Source organism: Kitasatospora sp. NPDC042419 (assembly GCF_056437345.1).
The window spans coordinates 845,240-859,130 of record NZ_JBWKAW010000001.1 but is presented as its reverse complement, the minus strand read 5'-3'; the positions used below and the strand labels follow the sequence as shown (position 1 = coordinate 859,130).

General features: G+C 71.9%; 12 protein-coding genes and 2 rRNA genes. 10 read left to right on the top strand and 4 right to left on the bottom strand.

What is annotated here, in order from left to right; all coding sequences use genetic code 11:
* From AC067J_RS03805 to AC067J_RS03780, 6 genes are all read left to right on the top strand, one after another.
* Positions 1-974, top strand: a 23S ribosomal RNA gene (locus AC067J_RS03805); the annotation flags it as partial.
* Positions 975-1,061: 87 nt separating this feature from the next.
* A 5S ribosomal RNA gene (gene rrf, locus AC067J_RS03800) occupies positions 1,062-1,178 on the top strand.
* Between the two features lie 266 nt (positions 1,179-1,444).
* A complete protein-coding gene (locus AC067J_RS03795; protein ID WP_478296335.1) occupies positions 1,445-4,075 on the top strand; it encodes an ATP-binding protein in 2,631 nt (876 codons plus the stop codon).
* 56 nt (positions 4,076-4,131) lie between these two features.
* Positions 4,132-4,812 (top strand): response regulator, encoded by a 681-nt coding sequence (locus AC067J_RS03790; RefSeq protein ID WP_327676971.1) that lies wholly within the window; start codon positions 4,132-4,134, stop codon positions 4,810-4,812.
* A gap of 123 nt (positions 4,813-4,935) precedes the next feature.
* Complete coding sequence (locus tag AC067J_RS03785; protein WP_478296334.1) at positions 4,936-5,343, top strand: OB-fold nucleic acid binding domain-containing protein; 408 nt, start codon at positions 4,936-4,938, stop codon at positions 5,341-5,343.
* Positions 5,340-6,197 carry a DUF3159 domain-containing protein gene (locus AC067J_RS03780; RefSeq protein WP_478296333.1) on the top strand — a complete coding sequence of 286 codons (858 nt, stop codon included), beginning with the start codon at positions 5,340-5,342 and terminating at the stop codon, positions 6,195-6,197. Before AC067J_RS03785 ends, AC067J_RS03780 begins: the two co-directional genes overlap by 4 nt.
* 78 nt (positions 6,198-6,275) lie before the next feature.
* Here AC067J_RS03780 and AC067J_RS03775 read toward each other — a convergent pair whose 3' ends face one another.
* Together AC067J_RS03775 and AC067J_RS03770 are read right to left on the bottom strand one after the other, a co-directional pair.
* Positions 6,276-6,947 (bottom strand): potassium channel family protein, encoded by a 672-nt coding sequence (locus AC067J_RS03775; protein WP_327676965.1) that lies wholly within the window; start codon positions 6,945-6,947, stop codon positions 6,276-6,278.
* Positions 6,947-7,615 carry a potassium channel family protein gene (locus AC067J_RS03770; protein ID WP_478296332.1) on the bottom strand — a complete coding sequence of 223 codons (669 nt, stop codon included), beginning with the start codon at positions 7,613-7,615 and terminating at the stop codon, positions 6,947-6,949. Before AC067J_RS03770 ends, AC067J_RS03775 begins: the two co-directional genes overlap by 1 nt.
* A 236-nt stretch (positions 7,616-7,851) precedes the next feature.
* On the opposite strand from AC067J_RS03770, the gene AC067J_RS03765 reads away from it, so the two are divergent.
* Entirely contained in the window at positions 7,852-9,927 is a 2,076-nt protein-coding gene (locus AC067J_RS03765; RefSeq protein ID WP_478296367.1) for an APC family permease, read from the top strand.
* A 407-nt stretch (positions 9,928-10,334) separates the two neighbouring features.
* Complete coding sequence (locus AC067J_RS03760) at positions 10,335-11,633, top strand: class I SAM-dependent RNA methyltransferase (protein WP_478296366.1); 1,299 nt, start codon at positions 10,335-10,337, stop codon at positions 11,631-11,633.
* 121 nt (positions 11,634-11,754) lie between these two features.
* Here AC067J_RS03760 and AC067J_RS03755 read toward each other — a convergent pair whose 3' ends face one another.
* Positions 11,755-11,952, bottom strand: a complete 198-nt coding sequence (locus AC067J_RS03755; RefSeq protein ID WP_478296331.1) for a hypothetical protein — start codon at positions 11,950-11,952, stop codon at positions 11,755-11,757.
* Positions 11,953-12,130: 178 nt separating this feature from the next.
* On the opposite strand from AC067J_RS03755, the gene AC067J_RS03750 reads away from it, so the two are divergent.
* Both AC067J_RS03750 and AC067J_RS03745 read left to right on the top strand, forming a co-directional pair.
* Positions 12,131-12,376, top strand: coding sequence for a toxin-antitoxin system HicB family antitoxin (locus AC067J_RS03750; protein ID WP_344332776.1), 246 nt, complete (start codon positions 12,131-12,133; stop codon positions 12,374-12,376).
* Positions 12,373-12,795: a fic family toxin-antitoxin system, toxin component gene (locus AC067J_RS03745; RefSeq protein ID WP_478296330.1), complete on the top strand. Its 423-nt coding sequence runs from the start codon at positions 12,373-12,375 to the stop codon at positions 12,793-12,795. The genes AC067J_RS03750 and AC067J_RS03745 overlap by 4 nt, the downstream gene beginning before the upstream one ends.
* Positions 12,796-12,825: 30 nt before the next feature.
* Here the strand turns inward: AC067J_RS03745 and AC067J_RS03740 are convergent, their stop codons facing one another.
* Positions 12,826-13,875, bottom strand: coding sequence for a GNAT family N-acetyltransferase (locus AC067J_RS03740; RefSeq protein WP_478296329.1), 1,050 nt, complete (start codon positions 13,873-13,875; stop codon positions 12,826-12,828).
* Positions 13,876-13,891 lie beyond the last annotated feature (16 nt).

Here is a 13,891-nt window from a genome sequence, read left to right as displayed (position 1 = left end):
TAAGGTAGCGAAATTCCTTGTCGGGTAAGTTCCGACCTGCACGAATGGCGTAACGACTTCTCGACTGTCTCAACCATAGGCCCGGTGAAATTGCATTACGAGTAAAGATGCTCGTTTCGCGCAGCAGGACGGAAAGACCCCGGGACCTTTACTATAGCTTGATATTGGTGTTCGGTTCGGCTTGTGTAGGATAGGTGGGAGACTTTGAAGCAGCAACGCCAGTTGTTGTGGAGTCGTCGTTGAAATACCACTCTGGTCGTGCTGGATGTCTAACCTGGGTCCGTGATCCGGATCAGGGACAGTGTCTGGTGGGTAGTTTAACTGGGGCGGTTGCCTCCTAAAGGGTAACGGAGGCGCCCAAAGGTTCCCTCAGCCTGGTTGGCAATCAGGTGTTGAGTGTAAGTGCACAAGGGAGCTTGACTGTGAGACTGACGGGTCGAGCAGGGACGAAAGTCGGGACTAGTGATCCGGCGGTGGCTTGTGGAAGCGCCGTCGCTCAACGGATAAAAGGTACCCCGGGGATAACAGGCTGATCTTCCCCAAGAGTCCATATCGACGGGATGGTTTGGCACCTCGATGTCGGCTCGTCGCATCCTGGGGCTGGAGTAGGTCCCAAGGGTTGGGCTGTTCGCCCATTAAAGCGGTACGCGAGCTGGGTTTAGAACGTCGTGAGACAGTTCGGTCCCTATCCGCTGTGCGCGTAGGAGTGTTGAGAAGGGCTGTCCCTAGTACGAGAGGACCGGGACGGACGAACCTCTGGTGTGCCAGTTGTTCTGCCAAGGGCATGGCTGGTTGGCTACGTTCGGGAGGGATAACCGCTGAAAGCATCTAAGCGGGAAGCCTGCTTCGAGATGAGCACTCCCACCTCCTTGAGAGGGTAAGGCTCCCAGTAGACGACTGGGTTGATAGGCCGGATATGGAAGCCCTGTGAGGGGTGGAGTTGACCGGTACTAATAGGCCGAGGGCTTGTCCTCAGTTGCTCGCGTCCACTGTGTTGTTCTGAAACAACGACCCCCACACGTCTGGTCACGGTGTGGGTGCGGTTGACAGTTTCATAGTGTTTCGGTGGTCATAGCGTGAGGGAAACGCCCGGTTACATTCCGAACCCGGAAGCTAAGCCTCACAGCGCCGATGGTACTGCAGGGGGGACCCTGTGGGAGAGTAGGACGCCGCCGAACAATCATTCACAAAGAACCCCCGTCCGGGATCCGGACGGGGGTTCTTTGCGTTGTGCGGCCGATCGCCGACCGGTATCGCCGGCCCATTCCGGGCCGCCGTCGGCTGCCCGCCCCGCACCGGGGCGCCGCGCCGTCAAAATGGCGCTAAAACTGCCTGTTCAGGGGCTCGATCAGCGGAAATCCGCAGCTCGCGCCGTAGTCTCGAAGGCGAGGGGAACAGGTGTCCGGGGTGGTCCCCGGGCTGGGCCGGATCAAGAATGGTGCTCATGGGACGCGGCAGGCTACGGATCTACCTCGGGGCGGCGCCCGGGGTCGGCAAGACGTACGCCATGCTCGCCGAGGCGCACCGGCGGTCGGCGCGGGGGACGGACGTCGTGGTGGCGTTCGTCGAGGACCACGGGCGGACGCACACCGCGGCGCAGGTCGCCGGCCTGGAGGTGCTGCCCCGACGGGACCTCACGCACCGCGGGGCCGCGTTCACCGAGATGGACCTGGACGCGGTGCTGGCGCGCCGGCCGCAGGTGGCGCTGGTGGACGAGCTCGCGCACACCAACGTGCCGGGGTGCCGCAACACGAAGCGGTGGCAGGACGTCGAGGAACTGCTCGCGGCCGGGATCGACGTCGTCTCGACCGTCAACATCCAGCACCTGGCGTCGCTCGGCGACGTCGTCGAGGGCATCACGGGGGTCCGGCAGCGCGAGACCCTGCCGGACGAGGTGGTCCGCCGTGCCGACCAGATCGAGCTGGTCGACATGTCGCCCCAGGCCCTGCGGCGCCGTCTCGCGCACGGCAACGTGTACGCGCCGGAGCGGATCGACGCGTCGCTGGCCAACTACTTCCGGCCCGGGAACCTGACCGCGCTGCGCGAGCTGGCGCTGCTGTGGACGGCCGACCGGGTGGACGAGTACCTCCAGAAGTACCGGGCCGAGCAGGGCATCCAGGGCACCTGGCAGGCGCGCGAGCGGATCGTGGTCGGCCTGACCGGGGGGCCGGAGGGGGCGACGCTGATCCGCCGGGCGGCCCGGATCGCGGCCCGTGGTTCGGGTGGCGAGCTGCTGGCCGTCCACATCTCCCGTTCGGACGGCCTGGCCGGTTCGGGCTCCGGGTCGTCGCAGGCGCTGATCGAGCAGCGGGCGCTGGTGGAGAGCCTCGGCGGCTCGTACCACGCGGTGCTCGGCGACGACCCCGCCGCCGGGTTGCTGGACTTCGCGCGCGGGGTGAACGCCACCCAGATCGTGCTCGGCACCAGCCGTCGGCCGGCCTGGCAGTACCTCTACGGCCCGGGGGTGGGCACCACGGTGACCCGGGCGGCCGCCGACATCGACGTCCACATCGTCACGCACGAGCAGGCCGCGAAGGGCCGGGGGCGGATCCCGATCCGCCGGGTGACCGACCTGGGCCGGACCCGGGCGGTCGCGGGCTGGCTGATCGGCCTGGCCGGGCCGCCGCTGCTGGCGCTGGTGCTGACCAACGTCGAGGGCCTGGGGCTGTCCACCGACATGCTGCTCTTCCTGTCGCTGACGGTCTGCGCGGCCCTGGTGGGCGGGCTCTACCCGGCCGTCGCCTCGGCCCTGGTCGGCTCGTCGGCGCTCAACTACTACTTCGCTCCGCCGATCCACACCTTCACCATCTCCTCGCCGCAGAACATCATGGCGGTGGCGATATTCACCGCCGTCGCCATCGCGGTGGCCTCGGTGGTCGACCTCGCCGCCCGGCGCACCCACCAGGCGGCCCGCAGCCAGACCGAGGCGCAGACGCTCGGCGCGCTGGCCGGCACGGTGCTGCGCGGGGCACCGAGCGGGGACGGGGTGCTGACGGCCCTGCTGGAGCAGGTCCGGGAAACCTTCCAGCAGGAGTCGGCGGCGTTCCTGGAGCGGGCCGACCCGGTCGGTCCGTGGCAGCCGGTGGCGACGGCCGGCCCGCGCCCGCCGGAGCGGCCGGAGTCCGCGGACGTGGACGTGCCGGTCGGCGACACGCTGGCGCTGGCGCTGCGCGGCCGGGTGCTTCCCGCCGAGGACCGGCGGCTGCTCGGCGCGTTCGCCGCCCAGGCCGCCGTGGTGCTGGAGCGCCGCCGGCTGGCCGGTGAGGCGGCCGCCGCCCGCCGGGAGGCCGAGGGGAACCGGATCCGGACCGCCCTGCTGGCCGCCGTCTCGCACGACCTGCGCACCCCGCTCGCCGGCATCAAGGCCTCGGTCAGCTCGCTCCGCTCGGTGGACGTCGAGTGGGACGAGGAGGACGAGGCGGAGCTGCTGGCCGGTATCGAGGCCGGGGCTGACCGGCTCGACCACCTGATCAACAACCTGCTCGACATGAGCCGGCTGCAGACCGGGACGGTCACCCCGCTGATCCAGGAGACCGACCTGGACGAGGTGGTGCCGTTCGCGCTCGGCGGCGTGCCGCCGGAGGCCGTCCGGCTGGAGGTCCCGGAGACCCTGCCGATGATCCGGGCCGACGGCGGGCTGCTGGAGCGCTCGCTCGCCAACCTGATCGAGAACGCCGTCAAGTACAGCCCGGCCGGGGTGAAGGTGCTGGTCAAGGCGGACGCGCTGCACCCGGCGGGCGGCCGGGCCCGGGTCGAGCTGCGGATCGTCGACCGGGGGCCGGGGGTGCCGGAGGACGCCAAGGAGCGGATCTTCGCGCCGTTCCAGCGGTACGGGGACGCGCCGCGCGGTGCCGGGGTGGGCCTGGGGCTGGCCGTGGCGCGCGGCTTCGTCGAGGCGATGGACGGCACCGTGACCGCCGAGGACACCCCGGGCGGCGGGCTGACCATGGTCGTCACCCTGCCCGCCGTCGACCGCCCGCCCGAGCCGGACTCGCCGCCCGAGCCGGAGACGCTGCCCGAGCCGGACTCGCCGCCCGAGCCGGAGACGCCGACCGTCAACCCGGCCCCCGCATGATCACTCCTGCCACACACGACCACTTCCGATCCGACAGCCCGAAAGGCGGAGCCCGCATGACCCGGGTCCTCGTCGTGGACGACGAACCGCAGATCGTCCGCGCGCTGGTGATCAACCTCAAGGCCCGCAAGTACGAGGTCGACGCGGCGCATGACGGCGCGAGCGCCCTGGAACTCGCCGCCGCCCGCCATCCCGACGTCGTCGTCCTCGACCTCGGCCTGCCCGACATGGACGGCGTCGAGGTGATCAGGGGCCTGCGCGGCTGGACCCGGGTGCCGATCATCGTGCTCTCCGCCCGGCACGCCTCCGACGAGAAGGTCGAGGCCCTGGACGCGGGTGCCGACGACTACGTCACCAAGCCCTTCGGCATGGACGAGCTGCTCGCCCGGATGCGGGCCGCCGTCCGCCGGGCCGAGCCGGTCGCGGGGGAGGACGACTCCCTGGTGGTCACCGACGGCTTCACCGTCGACCTGGCGGCGAAGAAGGTGAACCGGGACGGCGCCGACATCCGCCTCACCCCGACCGAGTGGCACCTGCTGGAGGTGCTGGTCCGCAACGCGGGCCGACTGGTGAGCCAGACCCAGCTGCTCCAGGAGGTCTGGGGCCCGGCCTACCGCACCGAGACCAACTACCTGCGGGTCTACCTCGCCCAGCTCCGCCGGAAGCTGGAGCGCGACCCCTCGCACCCGCGCCACTTCATCACCGAGCCGGGCATGGGCTACCGCTTCGAGAGCTGACGGCCGGGGCCCTGTCCCGGGGCCGGAGCCGCGGCCCGTCCAGGGCCTCCCGGCCGCCCCGGGCGGGCCCCGGCGGCTTCCGCGGCCTGCCGCCGGGGCCCCGGAAACCGGTACCCTTCCGACATGAGTGGTGACAACAGCAGCGGCCAGCCGCAGGGGCGCTTCCGCCGCATGCTCAGCCGGCTGACCTCCTCCGCGGAGGAGCTGCAGGCGGAGGAGCTGCGCCAGGAGAGCGCCGCGGAGACGGGCTGCACTCCGATCGCCAGCTGCGGGGACCGCCAACTGGTCACCGTGGCCGGCACACTGCGTACCGTGACGCTCCGCCCGCGGGCCGGCGTGCCCGCCCTGGAGGCGGAGCTCTTCGACGGCACCGAGGCGCTGGACGTGGTCTGGCTCGGGCGCCGCTCCATCACGGGTATCGAACCCGGTCGCCGGCTGGTCGCCAGCGGCCGGATCAGTCACGCGCGCGGGCGCCGGGTGCTGTTCAACCCCCGCTACGAGCTGCGTCCGGTCGGACACGGGAGCGAATGAGCGTGAGCAACCAGCCCGGCGGCGAACCCGCCGCCCAGCTCGGTGTGGTCGAGGTCGCCCCGGGCGGCGACGACGAGGCGGCCCGCCAGGCGGCGGCCTCGCGGGAGGCCGCCGACACCGTGATGAAGGCGTTCGGCGGGATCCGGGGCATGGTCGACATGACCCTGCCCGGCCTGGTCTTCATCGTCACGTACAACATCACGCACAAGGTGCCGGCCGCCGCCTGGGCCGCGCTGGCGCTGAGCGCGCTGTTCGTGGTGGCCCGGCTGGCCAAGCGGGAGACCGTCCAGCACGCCTTCAGCGGGGTGTTCGGGGTCGCCATCGGCGCCTGGATCTCGATGAAGACCGGCAAGGCGGAGAACTTCTACCTGCCCGGCCTGCTCTGGAACGTCGGCTACTGCGTGGGGCTGGCCGTCTCGGCACTGGTCCGCTGGCCGCTGATCGGCCTGATGCTGGGCCCGGTCACCGGTGAGATGTTCACCTGGCGCAAGGAGAACCCGGGCCGGCTGGCCGCCTACACCAAGGCCACCTGGGCCTGGGTGGTGATCATGGGCATCAAGCCCCTGATCCTCTTCCCGCTGTACTTCACCCACAACGTCAACCTGCTGGGCTGGCTCAAGGTCGCTCTGGGCATCCCGCCGCTGCTGCTGGCGATGTACGTGACCTGGCAGATCCTGCTGAAGGCGCCGCCGCCGATCAAGGCGCAGCTGGACGACGAGGAGCCGGCCCGTCCGGCGGAGCGGGTGGGCCAGGAGGCCGGGGTGTACGAGGCCCAGCCACAGGTCCAGCCGCACGTCCAGGCACACGTCCAGCCGCAGGCCCGACCGCACGGGCCGTCCTCGCCGGGGCAGTAGCGCGCCGGCACGCGGACCGGACGACCGAGGGGCCCGTACTCGCAACGAGTACGGGCCCCTCGGCGTCGTCCGCGGGTGCTACTGGGCGCCGGAGGTGGCGGAGAGCAGGTTCTCCAGCTCCTCCTCGCGCTCCTGGGCCGCGACGAAGAGCAGCTCGTCGCCGCCCTCCAGGGTGTCGTCCTTGCGGGGGACCAGGACCCGGCCCTCGCGGATGATCGTCACGAGCGCGGTGTCCGGCGGCCACGGCACGTCGCCGACCCGGGTGCCGACCAGCTCGGTGTCGGCGGCGAGGGTCAGCTCGACCAGGTTGGCGTTGCCCTGGCTGAAGCGCATCAGCCGGACCAGGTCGCCGACGCTCACCGCCTCCTCGACCAGGGCGGACATCAGGCGCGGGGTGGAGACGGCGACGTCCACGCCCCAGGACTCGTTGAAGAGCCACTCGTTCTTGGGGTTGTTCACCCGGGCGACCACGCGCGGCACGCCGTACTCGGTCTTCGCGAGGAGCGACACGACCAGGTTGACCTTGTCGTCACCGGTCGCGGCGATCACGACGTGGCAGCGCTGCAGGGCGGCCTCGTCCAGGGAGGTGATCTCGCAGGCGTCGGCCAGCAGCCACTCCGCCATGGGCACCCGCTCCACCGAGATGGAGTTCGGGTTCTTGTCGATCAGCAGGACCTCGTGGCCGTTCTCCAGCAGCTCGCCCGCGATCGAACGGCCGACGGCGCCGGCTCCGGCAATGGCGACTCGCATCAGTGACCCTCCTTCTCCGGGCCCTGCGCGAACGCGGCCTCGACCGCCGTCAGGTCGGCCCGGCGCAGCATCACGTGCACCAGGTCGCCTTCCTGCACGACCATCTGGGACGTGGGCAGGACGCCCTCGCCGAGCCGGGTGACGAACGACACCCGGGAGCCGGAGGCCTCCTCCAGCGCGCTCAGCCGGTGGCCGACCCACTCCGGGTTGTAGGCGACCTCGGCGAGCTGGACGGCGCCGCTCGGGTCCTGCCAGAGCGGCTCGGCGCCGCTCGGCAGCAGCCGGCGCAGCATCTGGTCGGCCGTCCAGCGGACGGTGGCCACGGTGGGGATGCCCAGGCGCTGGTAGACCTCGGCGCGCCGCGGGTCGTAGATCCGGGCCGCGACGTTCTCGACGCCGAAGTTCTCCCGGGCCACCCGCGCGGCGATGATGTTGGAGTTGTCACCGCTGGAGACGGCGGCGAAGGCGCCCGCCTCCTCGATGCCGGCCTCACGCAGGGTGTCCTGGTCGAAGCCGACGCCGGTCACCCGGCGGCCGTTGAACCCGGCACCCAGCCGGCGGAAGGCCGTCGGGTCCTGGTCCACCACGGCGACCGAGTGGCCCTGTTTCTCCAGCGCTCGGGCGAGGGCGGAGCCCACCCGGCCGCAGCCCATGATGACGATGTGCACCGGCGCTACCTCACCCGTCCCGTTGGGGCCTTGACCTGCGCAAACACCGCTCTTCTCCGTTTCCCCGCCCCGGTGTCCGGGGTGGGCGTCCTCGTGTGGCTCGGTACGACAACCTGAGTGTTGCCCGCCTGCTCGTATCCGACACGCTAGCCGGTCCACCGAACACAGTCGCGACGAAGGGGGGGATGTCCGTCGGACCCGGCGGCCGACTACCCCTACGATTCCTTAACGTGCCTATGCCGACTGACCTACCGAAACGCATCCTGATCGGGCGTGCGTTGCGCAGCGACAAGCTCGGGGAGACGCTGCTCCCCAAGCGCATCGCGCTGCCCGTCTTCGCCTCGGACGCGCTCTCCTCGGTCGCGTACGCGCCCGAGGAGATCCTGCTGACCCTCTCCCTGGCGGGTGCCTCGGCCATCCACTTCTCGTGGCAGATCGGCGTCGTCGTCGCCATCGTGATGCTCGCCGTGGTGGCCTCGTACCGGCAGAACGTGCACGCGTACCCGAGCGGTGGCGGCGACTACGAGGTCGCCACCGTGAACCACGGCCCCAACTCGGGCCTGGTGGTCGCCAGTGCGCTGATGGTCGACTACATCCTGACCGTGGCGGTCTCCACCACCTCCGGCGTGGCCAACGTGGTCTCGGCGGTGCCCGCGCTGCGCGGCCACGAGCTGACCCTGTCCGTCGTCGTGGTGATCGTGCTGATGGGCATGAACCTGCGCGGCGTCCGGGAGTCCGGCTCGGCCTTCGCCGTCCCGACGTACGCCTTCATGGTGGGCGTGCTCGGCATGGTGGTGTACGGCGTGGTCCGGCACTTCGGCCTGGGCCAGGACATGCCCGCCGAGAGTGCGGGCTTCCACCTGCAGCCGACCGCCGGGAACGAGTCGCTGGCCGGGTTCGCGATGGTGTTCCTGCTGCTGAAGGCGTTCTCCTCGGGCTGTGCCGCGCTCACCGGCGTGGAGGCGATCTCCAACGGCGTGCCCGCGTTCCGCAAGCCGAAGAGCAAGAACGCGGCGACCACCCTGCTGATGATGGCGTCCATCGCCGTCGTGATGTTCATGGGCATCATCTGGCTGGCCCGGCTCACCGGCGTCCAGATGGCCGAGGAGCCCGAGCACCAGCTGGGCGGGGCCCCGGGCGACTACCACCAGAAGACCGCGCTGGCGCAGATCAGCGAGGCCGTCTTCTCGAACTTCACGCCCGGCTTCTACTTCGTCGCCGCCGTCACCGGCCTGATCCTGGTGCTGGCCGCCAACACCGCCTTCAACGGGTTCCCGGTGCTCGGCTCGATCCTCGCCCAGGACCGCTACCTGCCGCGCCAGCTGCACACCCGCGGCGACCGGCTGGCCTTCTCCAACGGCATCATCCTGCTGGCGCTGGCCGCGATCCTGTTCATCATCGCCTTCGACGCGGACCCGACCCGGCTGATCCAGCTGTACATCGTCGGCGTCTTCGTGTCCTTCAACATGAGCCAGTCCGGCATGATCCGGCACTGGACCAGGCTGCTGCGCACCGAGACCGACCAGGCCAAGCGCCGGCACATGCAGCGCAGCCGGGCGATCAACACCTTCGGCCTGGTGATGACCATGGCCGTGCTCATCGTGGTGCTCGCCACCAAGATCAGCCACGCCTGGATCGCGATCGCCGCGATGGTGGTGCTGTTCGTGATGATGAAGGCGATCCGCCGGCACTACGACCGGGTCTCCGCGGAGCTGGTCGCCGCCGAGGAGCCGGACGACGTGGTGCTGCCCACCCGGGTGCACGCCATCGTCCTGGTCTCCAAGCTGCACAAGCCGGCGCTGCGGGCCCTGGCCTACGCGCGCCTGGCCCGCGCGCACACGCTGGAGGCGGTGACCGTCAACGTCGACCCGGCGGACACCGCGGCGCTGCGCGAGGAGTGGGACGAGCGGGGCATCGAGGTGCCGCTCAAGGTGCTGGACTCGCCGTTCCGCGAGATCACCGGCCCGGTGCTGGACTACGTGAAGAACCTGCGCCGCAGCAGCCCGCGCGACGTGGTCTCGGTCTACATCCCCGAGTACGTGGTCGGCCACTGGTACGAGCACCTGCTGCACAACCAGAGCGCGCTGCGGCTCAAGGGCCGGCTGCTGTTCAAGCCCGGGGTGATGGTGACCTCGGTGCCGTGGCAGCTGGAGTCGTCCGAGCGGCGCAAGCCGCAGAAGGCCTGGTCGGCGCCGGGTGCCGTCCGCCGAGGTGAGCCGAGGGCGCCGAAGGCCGTAAAGTCGGAGGTCTCCGCAAAGCCCGACGGCACGACCGCCGCCCCCGCTGACAGCAGCAAGGACTCCTCCCAGTGACCCGCAACACCCCGTCCCGTTCGTCCGGCTCGTCTGGTGGTTCCCGGTCCGGTGCCTCCGGCAAGGGCTCCCGCAAGGGCGGCGCCGGCAAGCCCGGCCAGGTCGCCCGGCCGCGCTGGGGCAAGCCGTCCCGGCCGGCGGCCACCGACCGCGAGGGCTTCACCGCGCAGACGGCGCCGCTCGCGCCGGAGGAGCGCGCCCCGGAGCGGCCGGAGAGGTCCGAGCGCCCGGAGCGTGCCGAGCGTGCCGAGCGGTCGGAGAAGTCCGAGCGCCGGGAGGCACGGGCGGAGCAGCCGAAGGGTGGTGCGCGCCCGCGCAAGCAGGCGGTGCGGCCGCCGCGCGCGCTGCGCTCCACGACCCGCGCGCCGCGGGCCGAGGCCGCGCCCAGGGGCCCCGGCGGCGACCCGCTGGTCGGCGAGCGCTACGAGGTCGAGGTCGGCCCGGTGGCGCACGGCGGCGGGCACTGCGTGGCCCGGCACGAGGGCCGGGTGCTGTTCGTCCGGCACACGCTGCCGGGTGAGAGGGTGATCGTCCAGGTCACCGACGGGACCACCAAGTCCCGGTTCCTGCGGGCCGACGCGGTCGAGGTGCTGGAGCCGGCCAAGGACCGGATCGCCCCGCCGTGCCCGTTCGCGGGGCCCGGCAAGTGCGGCGGCTGCGACTGGCAGCACGTGACCCCCGGCGGGCAGCGCAAGCTCAAGGTGCAGGTGCTCACCGAGCAGCTGGCCAAGCTGGCCGGCCTGACCCCGGCCGAGGCGGGCTGGGACGGCAGCGTCGAACCGGTCGGCGGCAAGCTGCCGGCCGGCGAGGTGCCCGCCTGGCGCACCCGGGTGCAGTACGCCGTCGACCCGGCCACCGGCAAGGTCGGACTGCGCAAGCACCGCTCGCACGACATCCAGCCGGTCGACCGCTGCCTGATCGCGTCTGCGGGCGTCACCGAACTGGGCATCGAGTCCCGCGACTGGCCGGGCGTCGTCTCGGTCGAGGCGATCGCCGCGTCCGGGTCCTCCGACCGTCAGGTGGTGCTCACCCCGGCGCCGGGCGCCCAGCTGCCGCTGGTGGAGCTGGACCAGCCGGTCTCGATCACCAGGGTGGACGAGCAGGGCGACCCCCACCGGGTGCACGGCCGCAACTTCGTCCGCGAGCGCGCGGCCGGGCGGACCTGGCGGGTCAGCAACGGCGGCTTCTGGCAGATCCACCCGGAGGCCCCGGAGACCCTGGTCGACGCGGTGCTGGACGGCCTGGACCCGCAGTGGGGCGAGAACGCGCTCGACCTGTACTGCGGCGTGGGCCTGTTCGCCGGTGCGCTGGCCGACCGGGTCGGCGAGGACGGCGCGGTGCTCGGCATCGAGTCCGCCAAGCAGGCGGTGGCCGACGCCCGGCACAACCTGGCGGCGCTGGACAACGTCCGGATCGAGTGCGACCGGGTGGAGACGCTGCTGCCGCGCACCGGCATCACCGCCACCGACCTGATCGTCCTCGACCCGCCGCGCGCGGGCGCCGGGCGGGAGACCGTCGCGCACCTGGCCGGGCTCGGTGCCCGCCGGATCGCGTACGTGGCCTGCGACCCGGCGGCACTCGCCCGGGACCTGGCGTTCTTCCGCGAGGGCGGCTACCGGCCGGTCTCGCTGCGGGCCTTCGACCTGTTCCCGATGACGCACCACTTCGAGTGCGTGGCGATCCTGGAGCCGGCCGGGGACGCGTAGGCGTCCTGCGCGGGCCGGACGGCGCGCGCGAACGTGACGGAGGCGGTGCCCGGGTCTTCCGGGCACCGCCTCCGTCGTCCGTCCTGGGGGTCGTCCGGGCCGCCGGGCGCGCGGCGGGGGCTCAGCGCAGGTTCTGCTCCTCCTCCTCGACGCCGTGCGGCAGGGTGATGCCGTGCTGGGCGGCGAGCCGGATCAGCCCGGCGATCCGGCCTTCGTACGCCTGGACGCCGTCGGCGTCCCCCTCGGCCCGGGCGGCCGCGAGTTCCTTGCGGGCCTGGGTGAGCTGCTCGCGCAGCTCCTGGTCGAACATGGCTGTCATTGCCGGCCTCCACACCGGTCGGTGCCGCTCCAGGGAATGCTCAGGGCACTTCAGGTTCTCCGAAGGTGAAGAACTCTTCAAGTCTCACTCTCCGTGGGCGCCCGCGCGTCGCCGCCCGCGTGCGGAGTGCGTGCGCGCGCCCTTGTTGCGCTAGCACTTCGGCGCTAGCTTGAGGTTCATGGGTAAGAAACAGCTGAACGTCCGGGTGGACGCCACCACCGCGGAGATGGCCCGGGAACGGGCGGAACAGCAGGGGATCAGCATGAACCAGTACATCGAACGCCTGGTCCAGCAGGACATGGGCGAGGCCGGGCGGGTCTTCGTCGACGCGGCCGCGCAGTTCATGAAGGAGTACGAGACGGCCTTCCTGGCCGAGTTCGGCGAGCAGCGCGGCGGGGCCGACCTCCAGGACGTGCGCCGTTGAACCTGGAGGTCGACCTCTCGTGGCTGCTCATGACCGCCGAGCAGTACACGCCCGGTGACCCGCAGGTCACCGACTACGGATCGCTGCTCGCGGCGGTCTCCCGGCACCAGGCCGAGATCTTCGACATCGCCGTCTACCCCGAACCGCAGGACCGGGCCGCCGCCCTGATGCACCAGCTGATCCGGGTGCCGGCCCTGGAGAAGACCAACGAACTGTTCGCCACCGCCGTCGCCTACGCCTACCTGGTGGCCAGCGGCTGCACGGTCGCGACCACCGCCCGCGAGGTGCGCAGCCTCGCCCGGGCCATCCGCGAGGGGCGGCTGAGCGTCTCCGGGGTGGCGGACCGGCTGGCCGCGTGGGTGGTGGACGAGGCCGAGGGTGAGGGCGTCAGCGGTGAGGAGGACGAGGACTCGGACTGAGGGGTCCCGGGGGCGCACGTGGTCCCGGGGTCACACGGCGGGGGCCCCGTTCTCGGCGGCGCCGTTCTCCCCGGCTCCGCTCCCCGCGGCGCCGTTCTCCGCGGCCCCGTCCTCGGCGGAGGCGGCCGTCTCGGCACCGGAAGCGCCGGTGGCGGCCGCCTCCGGCCGGGCGGGCTCGGCGATCAGCGCGGTGGCGAAGGGGCGGAAGCCCGCCCGGCGGTAGATCCGGGCCACGTCCTCGTCGGCGGCGGACAGGAAGACCGTCCGCACGCCGGTGGCCCGCGCGTGCGCGACCAGCGCTGTGGTGACCGCGAGACCGAGGCCGCGCCGGCGCGCCGTCGGGAGGGTTCCGACGCCGGCCACCTCGGTGACCGTGCCCACCGGGTTGTGCTGGCCCGCGCAGAGCGGCGTCCCGTCCTGGAAGGCGGCAGCGACCGCGGTGTGCCCCGAGGCGATCCGTCCCGCGGTCCGTGCCGCCGTGCCGTCGGCCGCCAACTCCAGTGCCAGTGCCGCCAGTTCCTTCGGGCCGGCGCTCCCCAGGCCGGTGCCGGGCTCGCCGAACGCCAGGTGCGGGACGGCCACCGCGGCCGCCAGCGCCGGATCGTCGGCGGCCAGCACCCGGACCGACACGGCGTCGGCCGTCCCGTCGGCCGTCCCGTCGGCCGTCCCGTCGGCGGCCCCGTCGGAGGGAGCGCCGTCCGCTCCGCCGTCCGCGCCGGGCCCGTCCTCCGGACCCAGCACCAGCAGCGGGTGCTCGTGCACCACCAGCCCGGCCTCCTCCACCGCCGCGCGCAGCTGCGGGTCGTGCTCGGCCACCCACTCGAAGGCCTCCGGGAGCCCCAGCTCGCGCTGGCGCTCCAGCACCCGGCGGACGTCCCCCGCGGTGGCGGCCGGGCCGTCGTGGCCCAGCGCGGGCCGGGCGTAGTACGGCCAGCCCGCGCCCTCGCGGACGAAGAGGCTGAGCGGCCCGAAGTCCTCGACGCGGGCGGCGGCGCGCGGGACGGAGTCGTAGTAGCGCTCGATCTCGTCGAGGAGGGCGCGCGGGGCGGGGGCGGCGGAGTCATGATCAGCAGAAGTCACGCCGTGCATCCAAGCA

What these genes read in the sequence shown, in the direction of transcription:
- AC067J_RS03795 (WP_478296335.1), top strand. Translation starts at nt 1,445, where the DNA reads ATGGGACGCGGCAGGCTACGGATCTACCTCGGGGCGGCGCCCGGGGTC.
- AC067J_RS03790 (WP_327676971.1), top strand. Translation starts at nt 4,132, where the DNA reads ATGACCCGGGTCCTCGTCGTGGACGACGAACCGCAGATCGTCCGCGCG.
- AC067J_RS03785 (WP_478296334.1), top strand. Translation starts at nt 4,936, where the DNA reads ATGAGTGGTGACAACAGCAGCGGCCAGCCGCAGGGGCGCTTCCGCCGC.
- AC067J_RS03780 (WP_478296333.1), top strand. Translation starts at nt 5,340, where the DNA reads ATGAGCGTGAGCAACCAGCCCGGCGGCGAACCCGCCGCCCAGCTCGGT.
- AC067J_RS03775 (WP_327676965.1), bottom strand. Translation starts at nt 6,947, where the DNA reads ATGCGAGTCGCCATTGCCGGAGCCGGCGCCGTCGGCCGTTCGATCGCG.
- AC067J_RS03765 (WP_478296367.1), top strand. Translation starts at nt 7,852, where the DNA reads ATGCCGACTGACCTACCGAAACGCATCCTGATCGGGCGTGCGTTGCGC.
- AC067J_RS03755 (WP_478296331.1), bottom strand. Translation starts at nt 11,952, where the DNA reads ATGACAGCCATGTTCGACCAGGAGCTGCGCGAGCAGCTCACCCAGGCC.
- AC067J_RS03750 (WP_344332776.1), top strand. Translation starts at nt 12,131, where the DNA reads ATGGGTAAGAAACAGCTGAACGTCCGGGTGGACGCCACCACCGCGGAG.